Source organism: Serinicoccus chungangensis, assembly GCF_006337125.1.
Classification (GTDB): Bacteria; Actinomycetota; Actinomycetes; order Actinomycetales; family Dermatophilaceae; genus Ornithinicoccus; species Ornithinicoccus chungangensis.
This window is the reverse complement of record NZ_CP040887.1, coordinates 3,281,093-3,303,767: the sequence shown is the minus strand read 5'-3', so window position 1 is coordinate 3,303,767 and position 22,675 is coordinate 3,281,093. Positions and strand designations below refer to the sequence as shown.

The following is a 22,675-nucleotide window of genomic DNA, read 5'->3' as shown; positions in this document are numbered from 1 at the left end:
GTGACCGTACGGATAACTGGGCATGATGGGTGCATGCTCTCCCGGGGTTGGCACCTCACGACCTGCCACGAAGTGGACCTCCTGCGCGTCAGCAGCATGCTGATGTGCCCCTGTCGCTGAACCCCCTCCGCCCCACCGGGTCGCCGCGGACCCGCCGCAGCGCCGGGGCCGACCACGGCCCGCCTGCGCCGCGACGCGCGACCCAGCCCAGCGACATACCCCGAGGTGACCATGAGCACGACCACCCTGCACCTGGCGTCCCCGACCGAGCGCGACCAGCGCGCGCGGCTGCGGGCCCTCGCCGCCGAGGCCGCGGAGGAGCTGATCGACGCCGACGCCGACACCGTGCTGGCCTGGGCCGCCCGGACCTTCGGCAAGCGGCTGGCGGTGACCTCGAGCATGGCCGAGGCGGTGCTGCCGCACCTGGCCTCGCGGCACCGGCCGGGCGTCGACGTGCTGTTCCTCGACACCGGCTACCACTTCGAGCAGACCCTGCAGACCCGCGACCGCGTCGCCGCGCAGCTCGACGTCACCGTCGTCGACGTGCGCCCGCAGCGCACCGTGGCCGAGCAGGACGCCGAGCTCGGGCCGCGGCTGCACGAGCGTGACCCCGGCGCCTGCTGCGCCCTGCGCAAGGTCGAGCCGCTGCGCCGGGCGCTGGCCGGCTACGACGCGTGGGTCACCGGCGTCCGCCGGGCCGAGAGCCCGACCCGGGCGGGCACGCCGCTGGTGGCCTTCGACGAGTCGTTCGGGGTGGTCAAGATCAACCCGCTGGCCGCCTGGAGCGACGCGGAGCTCGCGCTCTACGCCGAGCTCCACGACCTGCCGGCCAACCCGCTGCTGGACCAGGGCTACCCTTCGATCGGGTGCGGCCCGTGCACCCGCAGGGTCGCCCCGGGCGAGGACCCGAGGGCGGGCCGCTGGTCGGGCTCCGCCAAGACCGAGTGCGGCCTGCACGGCGGGCCGGCAGCCGACGAGCGCGAGAGGGAGGCGTCATGAGCGGACCGTTCCTGCTGGGGCTGTCCCTGTCGGGGCGGCGCGTCGTCGCCGTGGGCGGCGGGCCCGTCACTGCCCGCCGGGTCGCCGACCTGCTCGCCGAGGGCGCCGCGGTCGAGGTCGTCAGCCCCGAGCTGTGCCCCGCGCTCACCGCGTCGCTGTCCGAGCGCACCACCCTGTCGTGGACCCCGCGCCGGTATGCCGGTGCCCGCGACCTCGACGGCGCCTTCCTCGTGCACACCGCGACCGGCGACCCGGAGACGGACCGCCGGGTCGCGGCGGACGCCGAGGCACGGCATACCTTCTGCGTGAGCGCCGGGGACGCGGCCGCGGGGAGCGCGCAGGTCCCGGCCCGTGCCGCCGTACCGACCCCCGCCGGGGAGGTCCGGGTCGCCGTGCACGCCGGGGGCGACCCGCGCCGTGCGGCGGGCATCCGCACCGACCTCGCCGACCACCTCACCGGAGGCGTCGTCGACCTGCGTGCCCGGCGCCCGCACGGCGGCTGGGTCGCGCTCGTCGGCGCGGGTCCGGGCGAGGAGCAGCTGCTCACCCGCCGCGCCACCACCCTGCTGGCGGCGGCCGACGTCGTCGTGGCCGACCGGTTGGTCCCGCAGGCGGTGCTGGCCCGGCTGCCCGAGACCGTGCGCGTCGTCGACGTGGGCAAGCAGCCGCAGCACCACCCGGTGCCGCAGGAGGAGATCAACCGCATCCTCGTCGAGGAGGCCCGGCGGGGGCAGGGGGTCGTGCGGCTCAAGGGCGGCGACCCCTACGTCCTCGGCCGCGGTGGCGAGGAGCGGGCGGCGTGCGAGGAGGCGGGGGTGCCGGTCGAGGTCGTCCCGGGCATCACCAGCGCCGTGTCCGTCCCCGCCGCGGCGGGCATCCCGGTCACCCACCGCGGGCTGGCGCGTGGCTTCACCGTCGTGACCGGGCACGAGGAGCTCCCCGGGCTGCCCACGGGCACCGACCACACCCTCGTCGTGCTCATGGGGGTCGCCGGGCTGCGCGAGACCGCCTCCCGTCTGGTCGCCGCGGGGCGGCCGGAGGCCTGCCCGGTGGGCATCGTCGAGCGCGGCTGGACCGCCGAGCAGCGGGTCACCCTCGGCACGCTCGCCGACATCGCCGGTCGGGCCGAGCAGGTGGGCGTCACCTCGCCCGCCGTCGTCGTCGTCGGTGACGTCGTCACCCTGGCGCACGGGTGGGCGGAGCAGGGCGAGGGCGCGGGCGGGCCTGGGCCTTCCGCCGACGCCGCCGCCTCCGACGATGTCAGCGAGCGGTCCACCCGCCACCTCGCCGCCCACGCCGTCGCATGAGCCGGACCCCGACCGCCGCCCGGATCACCCGACCGCTCACCCGCAGCACCGCATGAGCCGGCCCCTCGTCGTCGCCGCGCACGGCACCGCCAGCCCGGACGGGCAGGCGGTCGTGCGCCGGTGCGCCGACGGCGCAGCGGCGGCGCTGGGGATGCCCGTCCCCGCCCTCGTCGGCTACGTCGACGTCTGCGGCCCGACCCTGGACGAGGTGCTGGCCGACGTCACTGACCCGGTGGTGGTGCCGTTCTTCCTCGCCTCGGGGTACCACGTGAAACACGACGTCCCCTCGGCGCTCGAGGCGCTGCCGGGGTCGACGCTGACGCCGGCGCTCGGGGCTGCCGACGAGGTCGTCGACGCCCTGGCCGACCGGGTCCGCGAGATCGACGCGGACGCCGACGCGGTCCTGGTGGTCGGGGCCGGGTCCAGCGTCGACGCCGCCCGCGCCGAGGTGGCCCGGGTCGCCGAGCTGGTCGGTTCCCGCCTGGGCACGGCCACCGCCACGGCCTTCCTCAGCGGCCCCGGCCCGCGGGCGGCCTGCGCGCTCACCGCGCTGCGGATCGCCGGGCATGCCCGCATGGTGCTGGCGACCCACCTGCTCTCGCCCGGCTACTTCGCGACCAAGGCGCAGCGGATCGCCGAGGCCGGGGGCGCGGTCGCCACCGGCCCTCTCGGCACCCACGACCTCCTCCGCGACCTGGTCGTCCGGCGCTACCGGGAGGCCGCGACGGGCGAGCCGGCCCGCTGAGCCGCCCGGGCCGGACCGCATCGGCGAGGATGACGGGTATGCCGACCCCACCGCAGGCTCCGGACCGGGACCGCTGGTTCACCTTCCGCGAGGACTGGGTCCTCCCGGTCGAGCCCGCGGTGGTGCTGGACCGACTCGTCGACCTCGGGGCATACCCGTCCTGGTGGCGGCAGGTGCGCAGCGTCGAGCAGCTGAGCCCGGACCGCGCGCGGGTGCGGGCGCGCTCCGTGCTGCCCGTCCCGCTCGACCTGGTCCTCACCCGCGAGCGCGAGGACCGGGAGACCGGGCAGCTGCGGGTCGACGTCGACGGCGACCTGCAGGGGTATGTCGAGGTGCAGGTCACCCCGGCCCCCGGCGGCTGCCGCATGGTCTGGGAGCAGCGGGTGCTGCTGGCCAAGCCCGGGCTGCGGCACCTGGCCGCGCTGCCGCCCGCCCGCTGGGTGCTGCGCGCCAACCACGCCGCGATGATGCGCTCGGCCCGAGCCGGTCTGGGCCGGAGGGCCCGCTGACGGAACAGTGACCCCCGCGTCGGTGTTGACCCCGGTATGCGTATAGCCATTGTCGGAGGACACGGAAAGATCGCCATGCTGCTGCACCCCCTGCTGGGTGGGCACGACGTCGGCGCGGTGATCCGCAACCCGGACCAGTCGCAGGACGTCACCGAGGCGGGGGCGACCCCGGTCGTCGCGGACGTCGGGTCGATGGACACCGACGAGATGACCACCCTGCTGGAGGGCTACGACCTCGTCATCTGGTCCGCCGGAGCCGGCGGCGGCGACCCGGAGCGCACCGTCGCGGTGGACCGCGACGCCGCGATCCGGACGATGGACGCCGCCGAGCGCGCGGGCGTCGGCCGCTACCTCATGGTCAGCTACCTGGGGGCCCGCGAGGACCACGGCGTGCCCGAGGACAACGCCTTCTTCACGTATGCCGAGTCCAAGGCGGCCGCGGACGCGCACCTGCGTGCCAGCGGTCTCGACTGGACGATCATCGCCCCCGGTGCGCTCAGCCTGGACGAGCCGACCGGCCGCATCGAGGTGCTGGGCGACGGCACCGGTGACGTGCAGACGCCGGAGGGTCGTCAGGTCAGCCGGGCCGACGTGGCCGCGGTGCTGGCCGCCGCGGTGGACCGCACCGACCTCAGCGGCCGGATGATCGAGTTCCTCAACGGCGACACGCCGATCGACGCGGTGGCCCGCACGGCCTGAGACACCCCGACGGACGGCCGGGCCCCGGTTTCGCCGGGCCCGGCCGTCCGCGTGTGCGCACAGGCTTCCGGGTGGCCCGCCCCGCTCGTGCCGGTCCCCCGGTCGTGCCCGCCGAGCACAGACCCCAGGCTCAGGCCGTGGGCACGTCCTCGAGGATCGGCGTCTTCGGCAGCTTGCGGACCCGCCGGGGCCGCCGCGACCGCGCGGGGATGAGCGAGCGCATGTGCTCGTGCTTGCCGAAGCACAGCAGCCGGTCGCCGTCCTCGAGCACCTTGTCGCCCGAGGGGTTGGGCACCACCCGGGTGCCGCGGTGCAGGGTGAGCACCTGGATGTCCTTCTCCCACAGCCCGGAGGCCTCGATCGTCTGCCCGACCAGCTCGGAGCCGGACATGACCGCGATTTCGGCGACGCCATACCCCGTCGAGACGGCGAGCCGCTGGCGCACGTCGATGTCGGGGAAGCCGGACTGGTCGGCGATGTAGTCGACGATCGCGCCGGCGACGTCGAGCTTGGTGGCGGCCTCGATGCCCTGCAGGCCGGGGGAGGAGTTGACCTCCATGACGAGCGGGCCGTCGTTGCCCTCGAGCATGTCGACGCCGGCGACGCGCAGGCCCATGATGTGGGCGGCGCGGACGGCGATCTCCTCGTACTCCGGGTCGAGCTCGACCCGCTCCACGCTCCCGCCGCGGTGCACGTTGGAGCGGAACTCGTCGCCCTGCGCGCGCCGCCGCATCGCCGCGACGACCCGGTCGCCGACGACGAGGGCCCGCACGTCCTTGCCCTTGGACTCCTTGACGAAGCGCTGGATGAGCACCTGCTGGTTGGTGCCGTGCAGGGTCTCGATGATCGCCTCGGCAACCTTCATCGTCGGGGCGAGGATGACGCCGATCCCCTGGGTGCCCTCGAGCAGCTTGACGACCACCGGCGCCCCGCCGACCATCTCGATGGCGTGCGGGATCTCGGCGCGGTTGCGCACGAACGCCGTCGCCGGCATCCCGATGTTGTGGCGAGACAGGATCTGGGTGGCCCGCAGCTTGTCGCGGCTGTTCATGATGCCGTTGGCGGTGTTGGGCGTGTAGACGTCCATCTGCTCGAACTGCCGCACCACCGCCGTCCCGAAGTAGGTCACCGACGCGCCGACGCGGGGGAGCACGGCGTCGTAGGTCGACAGCGGCCGGCCGCGGAAGTGCAGGTCGGGCTCGTCGCCGGACAGGTCGATGCCGAAGCGCAGCGTGTCGAGGACCTTGACCTGGTGGCCGCGCTCGAGGGCGGCGGTCCGCAGCCGTTGGGTGGAGTAGGCGCGCAGCGAGCGGGACAGGATGGCGAGCTTCATCGGGCAGTCCTGAGAGGATGAGCGGGTGACAGGGTCGAACCATCTCACCACAGATCGCGCCGTCGTCGGATGGCGGGAGTGGGTGCAGATCCCGCGGATCGACGTGCCGTGGATCAAGGCCAAGATCGACACCGGCGCCAAGACCTCGGCGCTCCACGCCTTCGACCTGCGCGGCTTCGACCGCGGCGGGCGGGACTGGGTGAGCTTCAGCGTCCACCCGTGGCAGGCGAGCGCCGAGGACTCCGTCGCCGTCGAGCTGCCGGTGCACGACTCGCGCTCGGTCCGCTCCTCCTCCGGGCACGAGGAGCAGCGGTATGTCGTGCTCCTCCCGCTCGTCCTCGGGGGCCACGACGTGCAGGCCGAGGTGACGCTGACCGACCGTGACGAGATGGGCTTCCGGATGCTCGTCGGGCGGGAGGCGCTGGTCCAGGGCTTCCTCGTCGACCCGTCGGTCAGCTACGCCGGTGGCCGGCCGGAGCGGGCCGTGCGGCGGCGCAACTGGGGCAAGCGATGAGCACGACCCGACGCCGGCTGCGGCCGTCCTTCCCCATCGGCACCGTCAAGGTGCGGACCGGCAGCCGCCGGGAGGTCTCGCTCCCGATCTCCCGCCTGGTCACCGGAGCCGAGGTGAGCCTGCCGGTGCACGTGCTCCACGGGCGGGAGGACGGGCCGACGCTGTGGCTGAGCGCAGCGATCCACGGCGACGAGGTCGTCGGCATCGAGGTGGTGCGGCGGGTGCTGGCCCGGCTCGACCCCAAGACCATCCGCGGCACCGTCCTCGCCGTGCCGATCGTCAACGTGCTCGGGGTCATGTCGGGCGACCGCTACCTGCCGGACCGCCGCGACCTCAACCGCAGCTTCCCCGGATCGGCGCGCGGGTCGCTCGCCGGCCGGATCGCGCACCTCATGATGAAGGAGGTCATCGGCCCCTCCGACGTCGGCATCGACCTGCACACCGGGGCCGACCGGCGTTCCAACCTGCCGCAGATCCGCTGCGACCTCGAGGACGAGCAGACCCGGGGGCTGGCGGAGGCGTTCGGGGCGCCCGTGGCCTACCACGCCAAGCTCCGGGACGGCTCGCTGCGGTATGCCGCCCGCGAGCGGGGCGCGCGGGTGCTGCTCTACGAGGGCGGCGAGGCGTGGCGCTTCGACGAGTGGGCGATCGTCGCCGGCGTCGACGGGGTGCTGCGGGTGCTGGCGCACCTCGGGATGGTCGACCCCGAGGAGGTGGGGATCGAGCCCGCGGAGAGCCCCAGCGACATCTGCTGGCGCAGCGGCTGGGTCCGGGCGCGGCGCACCGGCATCGTGCACATGGACGTCGCGCTCGGGCAGCGGGTGAGCGAGGGGGAGCGGCTCGGCGAGCTGTTCAACTCCTTCGGCAAGCGGCTGGCCATCGTCAAGGCCGACCGCGACGGCGTGGTCATCGGCCGCGCCGAGGCGCCGCTGGTCAACCGGGGTGATGCGCTCGTGCATATCGGGGAGATCGAGTCGACCGACCGGTCCGGCCTGGACGAGGACGCCCGGGACACCGACACCCCCTGACGCGACGGGTCGAGCGTGTCGGTGGACAGGAGTAGGTTGCGGCTCACCCTGACGGATGGGCCGTCAGCGACCAGGGAGGTCCCGGCATGTCCACGCTCAGCCCCTACATCTCCTTCGCCGGCACCACCCAGGCGGCGATGCAGCGTTACCAGCAGGTCTTCGGTGGTGACCTCTCGATGAACACCTTCGGTGAGTACGGCATGGAGGGCGAGGGCGCCGACGGCATCATGCACGCGCAGCTCGTCGCTCCCTCCGGTCTCGTCATCATGGCCTCGGACACGCCTCCGGGTATGCCTGCCGCCGGCTCCGACGGCAACGTCTCGCTCAGCCTCAGCGGGGACGACGAGACCGAGCTGCGCGGCTACTGGGACGGGCTGGCGCAGGGTGGTGAGGTGACCATGCCGCTGGAGCCGCAGATGTGGGGCGACACCTTCGGCACGCTGGTCGACGAGTTCGGGGTGTCCTGGATGGTCAACATCGCGGGCCCGCACGCCTCGTGAGGACGGGGACGGTGGCTCGATGCGCCTGAGGGTCCACTGCGAGGACTGGGTGCTGGGCGACCGTGGCTACGGCGTGGCCGTCGGGGACGCCTTCTCCGAGGTTCTGGTCCTCCACGGAGTCGAGGGGTCGTGGCCTCTCGAGCTGGTGACGAACCGCACGGTGGGGGTGACGCCCCTACCGAGATGGGAGGGGCTGTCCTTTGGCCACGACGCCTACCGTCTGGAGATCGGCCCCGTCACGGCCTAATGCGAGACGCCTCTGACGATGACGGCAGGACCGGGAGAGATGACCGGGGTGCTCTCCGTGGACACCTATCTCGCGCCTATGGACTGGCCGGTCACCCCCGGGGTCGTCGTCCGGATGTGGACGGAGCATCGCTGGTATGTGCAGGACCCCGCCCAGGGCGGCACGTGGGTCTTCGAGTCGCCACACGCTCGGTACGAGGGTGTGACCCGCGTCGGGTTGAACCGGGACGAATGGCCTGTCCCCGGGGAGACCCGCCGAGAGGCCCGCACGGGCGTGCTCCTCGAGGTCGACGTCGAGCCCGCCGGGTAGCCCTCGCTACATTGCCCTGGTGGAACGCGACGAGCCCGTGCGCCTGGAGTTTCGTCAGGCAGGGCCCGGCGACGCCGCGGCCGCGCACGCGGCATACCGGCGGATCATCGACCACCTGGCCGCGACGGCGGACTTCCCCCACTGGCACACCGAGAACCGCCCGACCGAGACCGAGGTCCAGGACTGGGTCGACGCCGGCGAGCTGTACCTCGCGCTCGACCCGACGGACGGACGGGTCGCCGGGGTCGTAGCGCTGAACCACGACGCGCCTGACGCCTACCGGCGCGCGTCCTGGGCCCTCGAGGCACCTCCCGAGCGGGTGCTCGTGGTGCACGCCCTGGGGGTGTGCCCGGACTTCCTGCGCCGGGGCGTCGCGCGCTTCCTCGTCGACGCCACGCTGGACGTGGCGAGGGAGAAGGGGTGTCGCGCGGTCCGTCTGGACACCTACGTCGAGAACGCCGCGGCGCGTGGGCTCTACGCCCGCTGCGGGTTCGCCGACCTGGGCGTCCACACCCTGCACTACGAGGGCACCGACCTGGACCAGTTCCACCTCTTCGAGCGCGTGCTCTGACGCCGCCTCGCCGTCAGTCGCCGAACACCGACCAGCAGAGGTCGTTGCGGCGAGCCTGGTCCTCGACGACCAGGGCGGACAGGTGCCCGGGGACCTGGTCTCGCTGCCAGTCGCGCTCCGCGCGGCGCGCGTCCGGATCGTGCGGGTATGCCGCCACGACGGCCTTGATCGCGTAGGCGGCGGCGCCGAGGTCGTGCTCGGCGACGTGCCCCACGCAGGCGGCCTGACCGGCGGAGTAGGCGGCGAACCGGGCCGCTCCGCGCAGCGTCCGGGCGGCACCCATGGCATGTCCGCCCGCCGCCCTGGCCCGCATCATCCCCAGGTCCCCCGCCGCCCAGGCGCGGGCGGCGGCGATGGCGTCGCGCGGGCGGTGGTCGTCCGGGACCTGCTGCTCGAAGAGGTGCAGCACGTGGCTGGCGCAGTCCGCTGCCCACAGGGCGAGGAGGGCGTGGTCGGCGTCGCTGAGGAGCCCACCCCGCCGGACCGTGACGAGACGGGGGTCACGCACCTCGGGCAGGATCACCGACCCATCCTGGCACCGGTTACGCCTCGCGGTCCTCCTCTCCGGTCGCCTCGTCCAGTCGTGAGCGCAGCCGGTCCAGCCCGCCTCGGATCATGTCTCCGTAGCCGTCCGCCGGGAGCTCGTGCCGCTGCTGCAGTCCCTTCTCGAGCTCGGCCTCGGCCTCGCGTCGTCGTCCCTGGCGCAGGTAGCCGTCGCCGAGGTTCAGATGGAGGCTGGGCGCCATGTTTGCGGCTGAGGTGATCCCCACGGGCGCCAGGTCGGCGTCGGCGACCTGGGCATGCTCTGCCAGCGCCACCTCGTCCCAGCGCACCTCGTCCTCGAGGGAGGGCTGGAGGTCGGCCACGTAGTGCGCGATGACGCACCGGCGCGCATGGTCGCCCTCCCGAGTCTCCTCCCAGGCCCTCATGAGCGCAGCGAGGCCGGCCTCCCGGTCACCGCTCATCGCCAGTCCCACTGCTTCCACGGTCGCTTGCCACTCAGCCATGCGAGCCACCGTAGGGCCGGCCTCCGACAGCCGCCGTAGACTCCGGCAGGTGAGCAACCCTGGGCCCTACCCCACGATGGAGGACGTCATCGGCGGCACCCCGCTGGTGCGTCTGCAGCGCCTCCCGGGGCCGGAGAACGAGCGGCGCGGCAACGTGCTGCTCGGCAAGCTCGAGGGCAACAACCCGGCCGGCTCGGTCAAGGACCGCCCGGCGATGAGCATGATCCGGGGCGCCGAGAGGCGGAGCGAGATCTCCCCCGGCGACACCCTCCTGGAGGCCACGTCCGGCAACACCGGGATCGGCCTGGCGATGGCGGCGGCGATCAGCGGCTACCCGCTGGTCATCGTCATGCCCGAGGACGCCTCCACCGAGCGCATCCAGACCATGAAGGCGTATGGCGCCGAGCTGGTCCTCACCCCGGCGGGGGGCGGCATGGAGGAGGCCCGCGACGTCGTGACCCGGATGGAGATGGAGGGCAAGGGGCGGGTCCTGGACCAGTTCGGCAACCCGGACAACCCCCGGGCCCACGAGGACGGCACGGGTCCGGAGCTGTGGAGCCAGACCGACGGCCGGATCACCCACTTCGTGTCCGCGATGGGCACCACCGGCACGATCACCGGGGTCTCGCGGTTCCTCAAGTCGCGCAACCCCGACGTCCAGATCGTCGGGGCGCAGCCCGCGGAGGGCTCGAGGATCCCCGGGATCCGCGCCTGGCCGCCGGAGTACGTGCCACGGATCTTCGACCCGCCCGCGGTGGACCGCACCGTGGAGGTCGCCCAGCCGGACGCCGAGGAGATGGCCCGTCGGATGGCTCGCGAGGAGGGCATCTTCGGCGGCATCTCCGCGGGCGGCGCCTGCTGGAGCGCCCTGCAGGTGGCCGAGGAGGTCGAGGGGGCGACGATCGTCTTCGTCGTCTGCGACCGCGGCGACCGGTACCTCTCCAGCGGCGTGTTCCCCGCCTGAGAGGCTCGCCGGCCCGCTGTCGAGGCCCCCGGGCGGGAGGCCCAGGTCGGAGCGACCGGCATGCTCGGTCAGGGCTGACGCAGACCGAGCAGACGGGCCCCGATGGCGTCGTTGAGCCGTGTCGGCAGGGCCTGGTCGACGGTCATCATGGCCCGTGCCTGGGCCCCGGCGGCGTAGCGCGCACGAGGGCGGCGCGAGGTCAGCGCCCGCTCGATCACCCGGGCGACCACGTCGGGTGGCACCGTCCGGGCCTGCAGAGTGCCGACCAGCCTGAGCATGCCGCTGATGTGCTGGGCGTAGAGCTCGCGGTGACGGGGCGCCATACCCTGCTCCATGTCACGCAGCATCGACTGGATCTGCCGCCACGGGCCCGTGTCGGTGGGGCCGGGCTCCACGAGCGACACGTCGATCTGCCAGGGCCGGAGCTCGACCCGGAGCACGTCCGCCACGGCTTCCACCGCGAACTTCGACGCACAGTAGGCGCCCTCCATCGGCACCGGCGCCCGGCCGCCCGTGGAGGAGACGAAGACGATGCGGCCGCCGCACGCGCGGATCTGCGGGAGGACGGCCTGCGTGACGGCGACCTGGCCGAAGAGGTTGACCTCGAACTGACGGCGGAAGTCGGGGATGGAGACGGCCTCCACCGGGCCGAGCACACCGATGCCGGCGTTGTTGACGAGGGCGTCCAGCTGGTCGGGCAGGTGGTCCCCCAGGGCGGCGACGTGCGCCGCGTCGGTGATGTCGAGCAGGACCCGGGTGATGGTGCCGCTCCCGGGGCGAGAGGCCTCCGGGTCGGGGTCGCTGCGCACCCCGGCGAAGACGGTCCACCCGGCGCGGGCCAGCCGCAGCGCGGTGGCCTCGCCTATCCCGCGGCCCGCTCCGGTGACGAGGACTGCTGGCATGGTGAGCGTCTCTTCCCGGCAGGCACGCCCTGCCACCCTCACGACACTACTCTCGTAGTGGACGTCTGTCACTACACTTATAGTGGTTCGATGAGTTCCTCGCGCGACCGGGCCCTCGACGCCGCCATCGAGCTGCTGGGCACCAGGGGGCTGAAGGCGCTGACTCATCGCCGGATCGACGAGCGGGCGGACCTCCCGCCGGGATCCACGTCGAACTACTTCCGGACGCGAGATGCGCTGCTGCGCGGGGTGGCGGACGCGATCCTCGAGAAGGAGATGTCGGGTATGCGAGCGACGTTCGCCCCGCGCTCTGCCGAGGAGCTGCTCGACGCCCTGGTGGCGCTCCTGGACCGCACCACCGGGGACCAGCGGACGCTCACCAGCGCGCGGCTCGTCCTCTTCATGGAGGCGAGCCACAGCCCTGCCCTGCGCGAGAGCCTCGGTCGGGGTCGCGCGGCCTTCGAGGCGGCTCTGCAGAGCGCACTCGTCGAGCTGGGCGCCAGGGACACGGTCGCCTCGACCCGGGCCGTCATGGCGTGCATGGAGGGGCTCATCCTGCACCGCGTCGCCCGTCACGACGACAGCGACGTCCGGCCGGTCCTCGAGCTCGTCGTCCGCTCAGTCCTGACGTAGGTCGACGCAAGCCGTCGAGGCGTCAGGGCTAGGCCGTCGCGGTCAGGCGTCACCTGGTGGCGTGAGCGCCTCCACGAAGCGACCCAGGGAGGTCGGGTCGGACGCGGCATGGGCGGGCACGAGCTGGCCGATCGACAAACCGATGAACCCGGGTGCGCGCCACAGCGCGTCCAGGGCCTCGCCCAGCTGGACGAGGGTCGGTCCCGAGTTGCGGCCGTTGACGTTCTCGGCGAGCGGGGCGTCGAGGAAGTCCAGCACGTCCACGTCGACGTGGACCACGAACGGCCCGTAGGGCAGTGCGCCTCTCGCCCTGGTGGCGGCGGCGGTCGGGTCCGCGACCAGCTCCGCCTGGGTGGTGACGGGGATCCCGAGGCGGTCGACCTGGCCGCGCTCCCACTCGGTGGCCTCGGTGGCGGGCTCGACCCCGAGATAGCTCAGGTGCGACGGCTGCAGGAGCGGGTGCCGACTGGTGAGTCTGACCAGCGACTCGTCTGCGCCAGGTATGCCGAGCGCATGGGCCATCCCCATCCAGCTGAGCGACCCCTCGGTGGTCGACTCGGGTGTGTTGAGGTCGAGGTGACGGTCCAGGTAGACGAGGTGGGGCTCGATACCGGCGTCCGCCACAGCCGCGCACAGCCCGAGCGCCACCGTGCAGCTCCCACCGAGGACGAGCAGGCGGGTGTCGGTCGAGACGAGCGGTGCCGCCGTGTCGGCCAGCTCGCGCAGGGCCTCGACCTCCTCGTCGAGGTTCTGGACCCGGGGGCGCTCGCGGTCCGGCTTCCAGAGGTGCACAGGGAGGTCACCCAGGTCGTCGACCTGGTGCCCCGCGGCGTGCAGGGACGCCACCAGACCGGCCTCGCGCAGAGCGGCCGGCGCGTGCTCGACGCCGACGCAGTAGGCAGCGGCGCTGCTGGGGTAGCCCAGGACGTTGATGCTCACCATGACTCGAGGATGCCCGATCCACGTGCCGGTAGCGCGCCCTGGACGCACCGTCCTCGGCGGTGGTGGCCCGCACGGCCCCGGGAGGCGCATACTGAGGGGTGATGACATCGACCCGGTCCGGATCCCAGCGACGCCACCTCGCCTCCAGCCCCTTCAAGCCACGAGTCGAGCCGGACGTCGAGAACTTCGAGGTCGACGACAGGGTCTCGCACCAGGCCTTGGGCCTCGGACGTGTCGTGGGCACGGAGAGCTCGGCGGTCACCGTGAACTTCGGCACTCGCACGATGCGCATCCCGACCCCGTTCCACAAGCTCGAGAAGCTCTGAGGGACGGACTGACGCGTCTCCTGCGCCTGCGTGCGACGGGTCGGGCTCGGTGTTCGTCTCGTCGGCGGGTGGTCACGTCCCGGTGGCCGTCAGCGTGCCTCGAGGGCTGTGGTCGGTCGCCCCATCGTCCGGGTGTGCCAGAGGGCGGTCACCGTGCCGACCACCAGGATCGTGACCGCGGCCAGCCATCCGAACTCGCCCATGAGCTGGTCGCTCCCGGCGAATGCCGGGACGCGCTCGTCGCCCTCCGTGACCGAGAAGCTGGTGGCGACCAGTCCGTTCCACGCCCCGTGGGCGACCACGCTGGGCCACAGCGAGCGTGACCGGTCGGTGATGACGCCGATGAACAGCGTGATGCCGACGATGGCGGCGGTGAAAGCTGGGAGGTGACCCACGTCGCCGTACCAGCCCAGGATGATCAAGGGCACGTGGTAGGCCCACCAGATGACCACCACGATGGAGCTCGTGGCCCAGAAGCCGGATCGGCCGCGGAGCATCGGCCACAGGAGGCCGCGCCAGCCGATCTCCTCACCGACCGCGGACAACGAGGCGGAGAGGATCGCGACGGGTGCGGCGATCAGCGCGTGACGCAGCAGGTTCGGGTCCTCCACGTCCCACCCCACGACCGAGCCGAGCAGGTAGACGCCGAGGACGGCCAGCGCCGGGACCAGCCCCGCGAGAAGCCACAGGTTCGGGCGTCCCCACTGGATCCCGTCCGCCGGCGAACAGCCGGGCCAGGATCGCGCCCACCGTCGGCGCGAACATGAGCACCAGGAAGATCGCCTGGTTCGGCTGCTCACCCGAGGCGGGCCAGAAGATGACCAGGCCCGCGGCGTAGGTGACGATCAGGCCGCCGAAGTACCAGACGAGCTGGCGCGTGATCCCAGGCCGTCTGGTCCGCTCGACGCTCGTGCCCATGGGGTTCCTGAATCTCCGACGCTGCGTGATGTCCGACTGTTGCCGTCCGCTGCACACAGGGGTAGAGATGTCACGACCATCGACTCACACCGATCGGGCGCTGCTGGGTGTCATCAGTTCGAGTCGGTTGCCGAAGGGGTCGCGACAATGGAATCTCTCGAAGCCGACGAACGTGGTGCGCTCTGACCAGTCCACGTCGTAGCCTGCCTCCTCGATCTGCTTGCCGAGGTTGTCGAGAGCCGCGACATCGTGGACCAGCAGTCCGGGGTGTGCCTTTCTCGCGGGGATGAACGGGTCATCCACGCCGAGGTGGATCTCTACCGTGGACACCCCGTCCTCGACGTTGCGGAACCAGCATCCCCCGCGGGTCACGGTGCCGGAAACTCAGTTCGTGGTGGGTTCTGATCGAGGGGAAATGGCCCTCTCAGGCAGCCTCGACCGCTGCTGAGCGGGTGCCGTGGAAGCCGAAGGGGCGTGGGCGTCCTCCTGCGGTAGATCTGCGCGTCACGCACCGTTGGTCGCGGCCGGAAGCGCGGTGAGCAGGGCGGAGTACAGGTGCGCGCCGACGCGCTCGTACTCTCGCTGCGCCCCGGGATCCGCAGGTCCGCCGTCGTTCCACGACCCCATCCCGCCGAACACCCAACCCTGCACGACCGCGGCTGCCAGCTGGCGACGCTCGAGGTCGGCATCGGGCGGAAGCAGGTCCTGGTGGTAGGGGGCAGCCGGGGTCGGGTCGGTGAGGAGGCTCTCGGCCTTCGTGAACCACGACGCCCACCTGTGGAGTTCGTCGAACTGCTGGGCGACGCCCCGGATGTCGTGCAGCGCGACCTGCAGCGCCGTCCTGGCCTCTGTCACGCCGACCTGTGATGCGCTGAGGCCCTCCGCGGACGAGCCGTGCGCAGACACTGACCAGATCCGGGAGTCCGGGGCGGTGCGGTCGCCGACCTGCCAGCCAAACGCCCATACCGTCGGCGCTGACGTGCCCGTGGCGAGCAGGGCCCAGGTGCCCGAGTTGGAGAACCCCGAGGCGACATGCGGAGGCAGTGAACCCGCGGCCGGCAGGTCGGTGACCAGCCAGAGATCCGTGACTCCCCGGGACCGAAGGCCGGTGAGCCATTCCGCGGGACTCGTCGCCGTCGATGTGCGCCTCAGGAGGCCACGTGGGGGCAGATCGGCGGTGAACGAGCCCACGTACTTGAAAGTTGAGTTGCCGCGCGACAGCTCGGGTATGGATGCACTCGCCCCTCCCCGGAGCCAGCGGCCCCCGATCGCTGCGAGCGCCGCTACCAGGGCCAGCTGTCCGTTCACGGAGAGAGTGTAGGAAACGGTCAGTTCCGTCCGCTTGCCGACGCGACGGGTAGCAGCTCGCCGTGCGGACGCCAGCACGAGCGGGACGCTCGGCCAGCGACTGTTCGGAAACTCGTTGCACACCGATGGGCGCCATCCGAGCATCGGGTCGAGCACCGACTGTGCATCAGCCGCCAGTGGCAGTCATTCGCTCGGCGATGACCTGCCCACGCTCCAAGACCTTTCCCCCGTCGCGCCGGATGTGCTCGGTGAGGTAGACGATCTTTCCCATCCGATCCCCGAGCCACAAGTTGTCAAAGGCGACCGGCACCGTGAACGCTGCGACGAATCCCCCGTCGTACAACAGGGCAGCGGCGAACGCGAGGTTCCAGTCGGGGCTGTCACCCGATGGCTCGAAGCGCAGGTAGACCGGGCTCTTCGTCAGGTTGTTGGTGTCCAGGGGCATCCCGATGCGCGGATCATTGAATGTCGGGTCGACCACGTCGATCAGTTGCGGCGGTGTTGTCGTGGGCGGCAGCTCGCCGAGCGCATACTCCCGCCACGAGCCACGCTCATAGTCATCCTTCTCGGAGTCCAGCCGGAACTCGCGGCCGCCCACGCCGAGGTACACGCGGCCGTCCGTTCCCGCGCCGTCGATGTCGCTCGTGATGACCTGGCACAGGACGCCGGTGATGGCTGCCATGGTGAACCTCCCGGTGAGTCGTTACAGACGCGCTTGCGTCGTCTCTTCATGGGATAGGAACCTGACCGGGCGATCCAGATACACGCGGAGGCTCAGCCTTGCCAAGCGCACCGCTCGTGCTGCAGGACCCACCGTGGTGCCGACGGCCAGGACACAGCCGAGCTGGCATCTCGTGGCAGTATCGTGCGTATCCAGGCTTCACACAGTGGTGGCTTTGCGTGTCCGCTCTATTAGCGCCATATCGTTGAGGAATGGGACAGCAGCCCTTGGATCGGCAGCGCGGGAACGACTACTTCTTTCTGCCGCTCGTCGATGACGCGAAGGACAGCGTGACGCTTCTGCGCGTCGACTCGACGCCGGACGGTCGGGTGCGCATCCACCTGCATCGGGCTGTGAATCGTGCTGCATTTGGGATGCGGTTCGGTAGTGCCGCTGACCCGGTTTGGCAGCCTGAGGCGGAGCCGAACGTGACACTCGTTGCTCCTGCCTGTGGCAGGGCCGGGCTCACGGAACCTGAGGTCGTCCTGGCAGAGGTGGGTGGGTTCCTTGCTGGAGTCGTTGTGGGAGACGGGGGGATCAATGCGTGGGGGTTCGAGAGCTTGATGTCCAATGACGAGTTGGTCCTGCACCTGATGGCGTTGGCGAGGTTGCATGAGCGGCTCGAGCCGGCGCGACGCAGCGAGGTGGCAGAAGACCATCGGGTTGTGGCTCGCATGCAGGAGATCGCCGAGTCCACGAACTCACATGCTGGAGCGCTACGGGAGTGGCTGGCCCGGGCAGAGGAGGTGGCCGAGGACGTGGTCGCTGCGGCGAGAGCGCAAGTACATGAGCGGCGGGTCCAAGAGGTGCTCGAGGACCTGAATGGGCATGGGGTCGAAGACACGCGAGCGCGCACCAACCCAGACCTGCCACGCCTCACCACCGACTGATCCCGAGCCCGTCGGACGGGTGCACTGAGTGCGGCATGTCCGGATGCTGCTACTGAGGTAGCAATCATCATCTTACCCGGGTAGTATCGATGTATGAAGGTGAGCGTGAGTCTGAGCGAGGAAGACCTCGCGGCCCTCGACCGATACGTCGAAGAAGCTGGCCTCGAGTCGAGGTCCGCTGCCGTCCAGCAGGCCATCCGCCGCCTACAAGACCCGCAGCTGGAGGCGGCCTATGCCGCCGCCTGGGAGGAGTGGGCCGTCGTTGGGGACGAGGACGCCTGGGCATCAGCGTCCTCGGACGGGCTAACCGATGCTGCGCGGTGAGATCCTTCTCGTCGATCTGGATCCAGTTCGCGGTAGCGAGGCCAACAAGCGGCGTCCCGCGGTGCTTGTCAGCAATGACCGGGCGAACACCATGGCTCAACGACTCGGTCGTGGAGTCGTCACCGTCCTGCCCGTGACCAGCAACGTGGAGCGGGTCTTCCCGTTCCAGGTGTTGCTGCCAGCTGACGAGACAGGACTGCGGGTGGACTCCAAGGCCCAGGCGGAGCAGGTGCGCTCGGTCGCAGTCGAAAGGGTCGGGCCTGCAGTAGGCCGGGTGCCGCCCCGCCTCATGGCTGCGGTCGACGAAGCGTTGCGAATCCATCTCCAACTATGACCGCCCGAGGCGCGGCAGAAGAGTGCACCACCCGGTGACAACACGCTCGCCGCCGGTCGCGCCTGGACCCAGGATGAGGTAGAGGAGCAGCTAGATTCTGGCCTCATGTCCTACACCGTCGCGCGGCGCAAGCCCACCGTCGAGGAGCACCGTCGATTGTCTGAGTCCGTCGGCTGGGCCGACGCCTTCTGGTGGGAGGCGATGCCCGCGTCCTTGGCCGGCTCTACCTGCGGTGTGGTGGTCCATCAGGACGGCGGTGAGCTCGTGGGGATGGGGCGGGTGGTGGGAGACGGTGCCTTCTACTTCTACATCCAGGACGTGGTGGTGCATCCGGACTATCAAGGCTGCGGGGTAGGACGGACCATCGTGGACGAGCTCGTGGACCAGATCAGGCAGCAGGCGCCGGGCCACTGTTTTGTCGGCCTCTTTGCCACACCGGCCGCAGAGACGCTCTATCGGAAGCTGGGGTGGGGAGAGCAGGAGATGCTCGGTATGTGGAAGGTCGTCAGGGACTGACGTGTGGGCGAATGCGCGTCGACCGTCGGGATGACGGTCAGTCAAAGCACCAGCCGTCCTCGGCGCGGCAATGTCGGACGGGCCGGAGGCTAGCGTCCTCCTGGCGGCATGGTCGGACGCTACGCGTTCACAGCGGCAAAGATGCTCCTATTGGTGTCAAGCGGCGTTGAGCCATTCGCGGTAGGCCTGGGCGAGCTGGTCGTCGCGTCGTTTGCCGCGTTCGATCTGGGAGATGGCGGTGGGCCAGACGTGCAGGTCGGTGGCGGCGGCGGCGGCCAGGGTGAGGTTCTTGGCGTGCCGGGCGGGGCGTAGGTCGCTGTAGTCGGGGACGGTGCTCCGGCCGATCAGGGCCTGGTAGATCTCGCGGGCGACGGCGCGCTTGAGGGAGCGGTAGACGTCCTTCTTCGTCCAGTTCCGGGCCAGGTGGGTGTCGCGGTAGGCCCGGGTGCGGGCGTCGTTGGACATGCGGTTGTTCACGATCAGGTGCAGGGCGCTGTTGGTGGCGCGGTCTCCGCCGCGGGAGAGGCGGTGGCGGTCGGTGCGTCCGGAGCTGACCGGGACGGGCGCGGTCCCGCAGAGGGCGGCGAAGGAGGGCCCGGAGCGCAGCCGCTCGGGGTTGTTTCCGGCGGTCAGCAGCAGCTGGGCGCCGATCACGGGGCCGACGCCCTTGATCGCGAGCAGTGCCGGGTTCGCCGCGGCCGCGCGGGCGCCGATCCGTGCGGTGAGGTCGGCGATCTCGGTGGTCAGGTGACGGTGGCGGCGGGCCAGGGTGCGCAGGGAGTAGAGGACGTCGGCGTGGTCGGTGTCGGCCACCTGCGCCGGCCGGCAGCCGGCGAGGGTGGCCAGCAGCCGGGCCGGTGGCAGGTCCCGGTGGGTGTCGCGGATCCTGGCGGGGGCGTTGATGAGCAGGGCGCCGATCTGCCGCCACGCGGCCTGCTGCGCCTTCAGCGCGGAGCGGCGGGCCACCATCAACGCGCGCAGCGACTCGATCGAGCCGTCCTTCGGAGGGGTGGTCGCCTCGCCGGAGAGGACCGAGCGGGCGGCCCGGTAGGCGTCGAGGCGGTCGCTCTTGCCGGCCCGTCGGCGCTCGGCCGGGCGGGTGCGGTTGACCTCCACGACCAGGATGCCGGCACCGGCCAGGGCGGTGGTCACACCGCGGCCGTAGCTGCTGGTGCCCTCCACCCCGACCACGGCCACCGGTCCGTGGCCGGTCAGCCAGGCCACCGCGGCCCGGTACCCGGTGCCGGTGGTGGCGAACTCGTGGTCGGCGACGTCGCGGCCCAGGCCGTCGATGAGCGCGACGTGGATGGTGTCGGTGTGCGAGTCGATGCCACCGACCAGTCCTGCGTGCGGGGTGGGGTTTGTCATGATGGGTGCTGCCCTTCGATCCGATGGGTAGGCACCGTCCGGACCGGGACAGACAGGACATACACCAGGCCCTGCATCGGCCAGGCTCGTATTAGGTCATGACCCGCCCGGGCGGTGCCCAGGTGAGGCGCTCCGGCGGCCGGACCGATCTTTGCAAGGGCAACCCAGCAGGGCGCCAGTCAGACGACGAGTCACGACCACCGGAGCACTTGCCATCATGTATGTCGGACGAGCCTAGTTCCACGCGGCAGAGGGTGCTCCGCGGAGCACCTCTAGCGCTCGCCATACGAGCGAGCGGCGGCAGTCCAGAGAGTCCGGTTGCTCTCGCTCAGCTGCGTTCAGTCAGATTCGGCGAAGGCCTGGTCGACCGCGGTTGCGAGGGCGATGAGAGTGGGGAACTGGAGGTCGGGTCGAATGTTGGCTCGGGGATCGGGGGTGGCTCCCCATCCGGGCTTGTCGTGCCGTCGATTGATCCACACTCCGGGAAGTCCGGCCCTCTGAGCGGGTGCATGATCGTGGAATAGTGACTGGGCGACATGCAGAAGTCGTCCTGAGTGGCCCATCTCCTTGGCCCGCGCGATGAGAGCGTCGAAGTTGGCGGGGTTGGGTTTGTAGGAACCGATGTCCTCCGCGGTGAGGATGGCGTCGAAATCGACGCCGAGGCGGCGGTTGCTGGCGGCGAACCCGTTTCGGTGCACATTGGACAAGATGATTTGCTGGTAGTGCTTTTTGATCCGGTGGAGCGCTTCTTCGGAGTCGTCGAACGCCGGCCATTCGGGGACCGAGGCGCCCAGAGCCGCGGCCTCTTGGCTGCTGACCGGGTAGCCAAGCTTTGCACCGGTGCGTCGGAAGGCTTCGCCCAGCACGTCGGGGTACAGCATCCCCGGAGTTTCCCGGACGACGGCCGCCTCGTTGTCCGCGTAGGCGACGAGGGCCTCCTCGTCGGTGAGGCGATGCCGGTTTCCCAGTCGATGAGGGTCCCGTAGCAGTCGAAGCTCAGCGCGGTGAAGTCGGTGAGGTGCAGAGGCATGCCTTCTCCAGTTCTGGGTGTGTGTTGACGGCTGGCTGGGTCGGCAGGCCGCGGGCTTCGGTGGTGGGGCCACGCTTGCCCGTGGCCGTTCCCAGTCCTTGCAGCAGGAGGCCTCCGAGCAGCAGCCCGACGCCGGCGGCGCTGATGAGGGGCAACCGTTCGTGGAGGACGACGATCCCGAGGGTGGTGGCGACTACCGGTTCGGCGAGCATGAGGGTCGCCGTTGGTCCCGCTGGCAGGACCGCGAGTCCGCGTATGAAGAACAGGTAGGCCAGTGTGGTGGTGACCAGCCCTAGGTGGAAGGCGATGCCCACGCCTCGCGGTTCGGTCAGCCACGCGAGTGGCTGGGTCAGCAGCAGCGGGACAAGGAGCAGCCCGCCAAGGCCGAAGGCGGCCGCGATCACCGTGGAAGGTTCATGCCCGTCGGTTAGTTGTCGCTTCGCGAGCACGGTGTAGCCGGCGTAGGCCAGCCCGGCCAGGAGCGCGAGTGCGACCCCCAGAACGTCGACCCGTTGCGCGTCACCGCCGCCAGCCACCAGCAGGGTCAAGCCGAGCAGGCACAGGCCAGTGGCGATGAGCCAGGACCGCCCGGGACGTTCGCCCAGCACGAACCGGGCGAGCAGCCCGGCCAGCACCGGCCCACTACCAATCGCAGTCAGGGTGCCCACGGCAACTCCCGTCTGGTGGACCGCGGCGAAGAAGAACACTTGAAAGAGCGCGGTGCACACTCCGGCGGTCGCGCCGGCCGGGGTCCGCCAGAGCCGGATCGCCTCAGCCCGCCGGCCACCGACCAGTGGCAGGATCGCCAGCAGCCCCAGCCCGCCGAGGACCAGCCTGGCCGCGCCCACTCCCAACGGGGTGCTCTGGTCCGGGCCCAGTGCCTGCGCGGTGCCGGTGGTCCCGAACAGTGCCGCGGCGACCAGGACCGCGACCACCGCCAGCGGCGCGCTCATCGAGCCTGGACCATCTGCGCGGCAATCTCCCGCGCTCGCCGCAGGCGGGCGGCACCGCCTTCCAGCCCGGCTCGGGCCATCGCACCCTCAAGCAAGAACCCCAAGTGCTCGGCCAGCTCCCGGGCCCGGTCCGGCTCCTGCACCGCGGACAGGTGATCGCGCAGGATCTGCTCGACCTGCTCCTTGTGCTCTCGCACCGCCGAACGTCCCGGATCACCGACGGGTAGCTCGGCGGCGGCGTTGAGCAACCCGCAGCCTCGGAATCCGTGGTCGTACGCCGAGCAGGCGTGATCGATGTAGGCGTCGAACACAGCGAGGACCGCCTCGACCGGAGTGGCCGCCTGCGCCAACCTGGCCTCGTACAGTGTCAACCATTCCTCGTGCCGGCGCTCGATGTAGGCCTCCACCAGCGCAGCCTTGGAACTGAAGTTGTTGTAAAGACTCATCTTCGCCACCCCGGCCGCAGACGTGATCGTGTCGATCCCCGTCGCATTGACCCCATCGGCGTAGAACCGCACCGCAGCAGCCTCCAGCAGCCGCTCGCGCGCTGAACCGTGCTTCGTGCGCTGCATCATGAAACCAATCCCCTCGCTAGGTAGGTCAGTCTACCTACAGGAGAGGTTGCTGCGCAACGGCGAGTTGGCAGCTCAGTCACACGGCGATTCTTCATCCGGCACACGGGGAGATACCCCCGTTCACGCGCCGCGACGCAAGAGTCCTCGCCACTGCGGACGTCCGACTCTCGGCGTGTCCGACCATGATGAAGTCGCCGCCAACC

31 protein-coding genes are annotated in these 22,675 nt (G+C 71.2%); 18 read left to right on the top strand and 13 right to left on the bottom strand.

The features are described 5' to 3' along the window. The first annotated feature begins 231 nt into the window (after positions 1-231). The 5 genes from FHD63_RS15110 to FHD63_RS15090 are packed head-to-tail and all read left to right on the top strand — an operon-like array spanning position 232 to position 4,259. On the top strand, positions 232-999 hold the full coding sequence (locus FHD63_RS15110) for a phosphoadenylyl-sulfate reductase (protein ID WP_139722762.1): 768 nt from the start codon (positions 232-234) through the stop codon (positions 997-999). Then, positions 996-2,306: a uroporphyrinogen-III C-methyltransferase gene (gene cobA / locus FHD63_RS15105; protein WP_139722761.1), complete on the top strand. Its 1,311-nt coding sequence runs from the start codon at positions 996-998 to the stop codon at positions 2,304-2,306. The genes FHD63_RS15110 and cobA overlap by 4 nt, the downstream gene beginning before the upstream one ends. A gap of 52 nt (positions 2,307-2,358) precedes the next feature. Then, the gene (locus FHD63_RS15100) at positions 2,359-3,051 is read left to right on the top strand and encodes a sirohydrochlorin chelatase (protein WP_158296815.1); all 693 of its coding nucleotides are present in this window, start codon (positions 2,359-2,361) and stop codon (positions 3,049-3,051) included. A 38-nt stretch (positions 3,052-3,089) separates the two neighbouring features. Next, positions 3,090-3,560 (top strand): SRPBCC family protein, encoded by a 471-nt coding sequence (locus FHD63_RS15095; protein WP_158296814.1) that lies wholly within the window; start codon positions 3,090-3,092, stop codon positions 3,558-3,560. A 36-nt stretch (positions 3,561-3,596) separates the two neighbouring features. Next, positions 3,597-4,259: an SDR family oxidoreductase gene (locus FHD63_RS15090; protein ID WP_139722758.1), complete on the top strand. Its 663-nt coding sequence runs from the start codon at positions 3,597-3,599 to the stop codon at positions 4,257-4,259. Between the two features lie 130 nt (positions 4,260-4,389). On the opposite strand, the gene rimK is transcribed toward FHD63_RS15090, so the two are convergent. After that, complete coding sequence (gene rimK, locus FHD63_RS15085) at positions 4,390-5,592, bottom strand: 30S ribosomal protein S6--L-glutamate ligase (RefSeq protein WP_139722757.1); 1,203 nt, start codon at positions 5,590-5,592, stop codon at positions 4,390-4,392. 25 nt (positions 5,593-5,617) lie between these two features. Between rimK and FHD63_RS15080 the strand changes: the two genes are divergently transcribed. The 6 genes from FHD63_RS15080 (at position 5,618) to FHD63_RS15055 (ending at position 8,761) form a co-directional block, all read left to right on the top strand. Further along, a complete protein-coding gene (locus FHD63_RS15080) occupies positions 5,618-6,106 on the top strand; it encodes an ATP-dependent zinc protease family protein (protein WP_139722756.1) in 489 nt (162 codons plus the stop codon). After that, positions 6,103-7,134: a succinylglutamate desuccinylase/aspartoacylase family protein gene (locus tag FHD63_RS15075; protein ID WP_139722755.1), complete on the top strand. Its 1,032-nt coding sequence runs from the start codon at positions 6,103-6,105 to the stop codon at positions 7,132-7,134. The genes FHD63_RS15080 and FHD63_RS15075 overlap by 4 nt, the downstream gene beginning before the upstream one ends. Positions 7,135-7,220: 86 nt before the next feature. Next, complete coding sequence (locus FHD63_RS15070; RefSeq protein WP_139722754.1) at positions 7,221-7,634, top strand: VOC family protein; 414 nt, start codon at positions 7,221-7,223, stop codon at positions 7,632-7,634. A gap of 19 nt (positions 7,635-7,653) precedes the next feature. Further along, complete coding sequence (locus tag FHD63_RS15065; protein ID WP_139722753.1) at positions 7,654-7,881, top strand: hypothetical protein; 228 nt, start codon at positions 7,654-7,656, stop codon at positions 7,879-7,881. Positions 7,882-7,920: 39 nt separating this feature from the next. Next, on the top strand, positions 7,921-8,190 hold the full coding sequence (locus FHD63_RS15060) for a hypothetical protein (protein ID WP_139722752.1): 270 nt from the start codon (positions 7,921-7,923) through the stop codon (positions 8,188-8,190). Between the two features lie 19 nt (positions 8,191-8,209). After that, positions 8,210-8,761 (top strand): GNAT family N-acetyltransferase, encoded by a 552-nt coding sequence (locus tag FHD63_RS15055; RefSeq protein WP_202978389.1) that lies wholly within the window; start codon positions 8,210-8,212, stop codon positions 8,759-8,761. 13 nt (positions 8,762-8,774) lie between these two features. Here the strand turns inward: FHD63_RS15055 and FHD63_RS15050 are convergent, their stop codons facing one another. Continuing rightward, positions 8,775-9,284 (bottom strand): putative immunity protein, encoded by a 510-nt coding sequence (locus FHD63_RS15050; RefSeq protein ID WP_139722751.1) that lies wholly within the window; start codon positions 9,282-9,284, stop codon positions 8,775-8,777. 19 nt (positions 9,285-9,303) lie between these two features. Beyond that, entirely contained in the window at positions 9,304-9,768 is a 465-nt protein-coding gene (locus FHD63_RS15045) for a hypothetical protein (RefSeq protein WP_139722750.1), read from the bottom strand. Between the two features lie 49 nt (positions 9,769-9,817). Here FHD63_RS15045 and cysM point away from each other — a divergent pair, with 49 nt between their 5' ends. Beyond that, positions 9,818-10,732: a cysteine synthase CysM gene (gene cysM / locus FHD63_RS15040; protein ID WP_238705700.1), complete on the top strand. Its 915-nt coding sequence runs from the start codon at positions 9,818-9,820 to the stop codon at positions 10,730-10,732. 68 nt (positions 10,733-10,800) lie between these two features. Here the strand turns inward: cysM and FHD63_RS15035 are convergent, their stop codons facing one another. Continuing rightward, positions 10,801-11,634, bottom strand: a complete 834-nt coding sequence (locus tag FHD63_RS15035; protein WP_139722749.1) for an SDR family oxidoreductase — start codon at positions 11,632-11,634, stop codon at positions 10,801-10,803. Between the two features lie 90 nt (positions 11,635-11,724). Here FHD63_RS15035 and FHD63_RS15030 point away from each other — a divergent pair, with 90 nt between their 5' ends. Then, a complete protein-coding gene (locus tag FHD63_RS15030) occupies positions 11,725-12,267 on the top strand; it encodes a TetR/AcrR family transcriptional regulator (RefSeq protein ID WP_139722748.1) in 543 nt (180 codons plus the stop codon). A 42-nt stretch (positions 12,268-12,309) separates the two neighbouring features. On the opposite strand, the gene FHD63_RS15025 is transcribed toward FHD63_RS15030, so the two are convergent. Beyond that, entirely contained in the window at positions 12,310-13,209 is a 900-nt protein-coding gene (locus FHD63_RS15025; RefSeq protein ID WP_238705699.1) for an arginase family protein, read from the bottom strand. A gap of 101 nt (positions 13,210-13,310) precedes the next feature. Between FHD63_RS15025 and FHD63_RS15020 the strand changes: the two genes are divergently transcribed. Continuing rightward, a complete protein-coding gene (locus FHD63_RS15020) occupies positions 13,311-13,535 on the top strand; it encodes a hypothetical protein (protein WP_139722747.1) in 225 nt (74 codons plus the stop codon). A gap of 89 nt (positions 13,536-13,624) precedes the next feature. On the opposite strand, the gene FHD63_RS15015 is transcribed toward FHD63_RS15020, so the two are convergent. The 4 genes from FHD63_RS15015 to FHD63_RS15000 all read right to left on the bottom strand — a co-directional run bounded on the left by FHD63_RS15015 (position 13,625) and on the right by FHD63_RS15000 (position 16,443). Next, positions 13,625-14,146 carry a CPBP family intramembrane glutamic endopeptidase gene (locus tag FHD63_RS15015; RefSeq protein ID WP_158296813.1) on the bottom strand — a complete coding sequence of 174 codons (522 nt, stop codon included), beginning with the start codon at positions 14,144-14,146 and terminating at the stop codon, positions 13,625-13,627. 391 nt (positions 14,147-14,537) lie between these two features. Further along, positions 14,538-14,825, bottom strand: coding sequence for a VOC family protein (locus FHD63_RS15010; protein ID WP_139722745.1), 288 nt, complete (start codon positions 14,823-14,825; stop codon positions 14,538-14,540). A gap of 132 nt (positions 14,826-14,957) precedes the next feature. Then, positions 14,958-15,761 (bottom strand): hypothetical protein, encoded by an 804-nt coding sequence (locus FHD63_RS15005; RefSeq protein ID WP_139722744.1) that lies wholly within the window; start codon positions 15,759-15,761, stop codon positions 14,958-14,960. A 166-nt stretch (positions 15,762-15,927) separates the two neighbouring features. Then, positions 15,928-16,443, bottom strand: coding sequence for a hypothetical protein (locus FHD63_RS15000; RefSeq protein ID WP_139722743.1), 516 nt, complete (start codon positions 16,441-16,443; stop codon positions 15,928-15,930). Between the two features lie 251 nt (positions 16,444-16,694). Between FHD63_RS15000 and FHD63_RS14995 the strand changes: the two genes are divergently transcribed. From FHD63_RS14995 to FHD63_RS14980, 4 genes are all read left to right on the top strand, one after another. Beyond that, positions 16,695-17,372, top strand: coding sequence for a hypothetical protein (locus FHD63_RS14995; protein WP_139722742.1), 678 nt, complete (start codon positions 16,695-16,697; stop codon positions 17,370-17,372). Between the two features lie 93 nt (positions 17,373-17,465). Beyond that, a complete protein-coding gene (locus FHD63_RS14990; RefSeq protein WP_139722741.1) occupies positions 17,466-17,696 on the top strand; it encodes a ribbon-helix-helix domain-containing protein in 231 nt (76 codons plus the stop codon). Further along, entirely contained in the window at positions 17,683-18,030 is a 348-nt protein-coding gene (locus FHD63_RS14985) for a type II toxin-antitoxin system PemK/MazF family toxin (RefSeq protein WP_139722740.1), read from the top strand. The genes FHD63_RS14990 and FHD63_RS14985 overlap by 14 nt, the downstream gene beginning before the upstream one ends. Before the next feature lie 105 nt (positions 18,031-18,135). Then, complete coding sequence (locus FHD63_RS14980) at positions 18,136-18,546, top strand: GNAT family N-acetyltransferase (RefSeq protein ID WP_134774227.1); 411 nt, start codon at positions 18,136-18,138, stop codon at positions 18,544-18,546. 156 nt (positions 18,547-18,702) lie between these two features. Here the strand turns inward: FHD63_RS14980 and FHD63_RS14975 are convergent, their stop codons facing one another. From FHD63_RS14975 to FHD63_RS14960, 4 genes are all read right to left on the bottom strand, one after another. Then, complete coding sequence (locus tag FHD63_RS14975; protein WP_139722739.1) at positions 18,703-19,914, bottom strand: IS110 family RNA-guided transposase; 1,212 nt, start codon at positions 19,912-19,914, stop codon at positions 18,703-18,705. Between the two features lie 338 nt (positions 19,915-20,252). Next, positions 20,253-20,795: an HAD family hydrolase gene (locus FHD63_RS14970; RefSeq protein WP_238705698.1), complete on the bottom strand. Its 543-nt coding sequence runs from the start codon at positions 20,793-20,795 to the stop codon at positions 20,253-20,255. 115 nt (positions 20,796-20,910) lie between these two features. After that, the gene (locus FHD63_RS14965; RefSeq protein ID WP_139722738.1) at positions 20,911-21,897 is read right to left on the bottom strand and encodes a DMT family transporter; all 987 of its coding nucleotides are present in this window, start codon (positions 21,895-21,897) and stop codon (positions 20,911-20,913) included. Then, complete coding sequence (locus tag FHD63_RS14960; RefSeq protein ID WP_139722737.1) at positions 21,894-22,472, bottom strand: TetR/AcrR family transcriptional regulator; 579 nt, start codon at positions 22,470-22,472, stop codon at positions 21,894-21,896. The genes FHD63_RS14965 and FHD63_RS14960 overlap by 4 nt, the downstream gene beginning before the upstream one ends. Positions 22,473-22,675 lie beyond the last annotated feature (203 nt).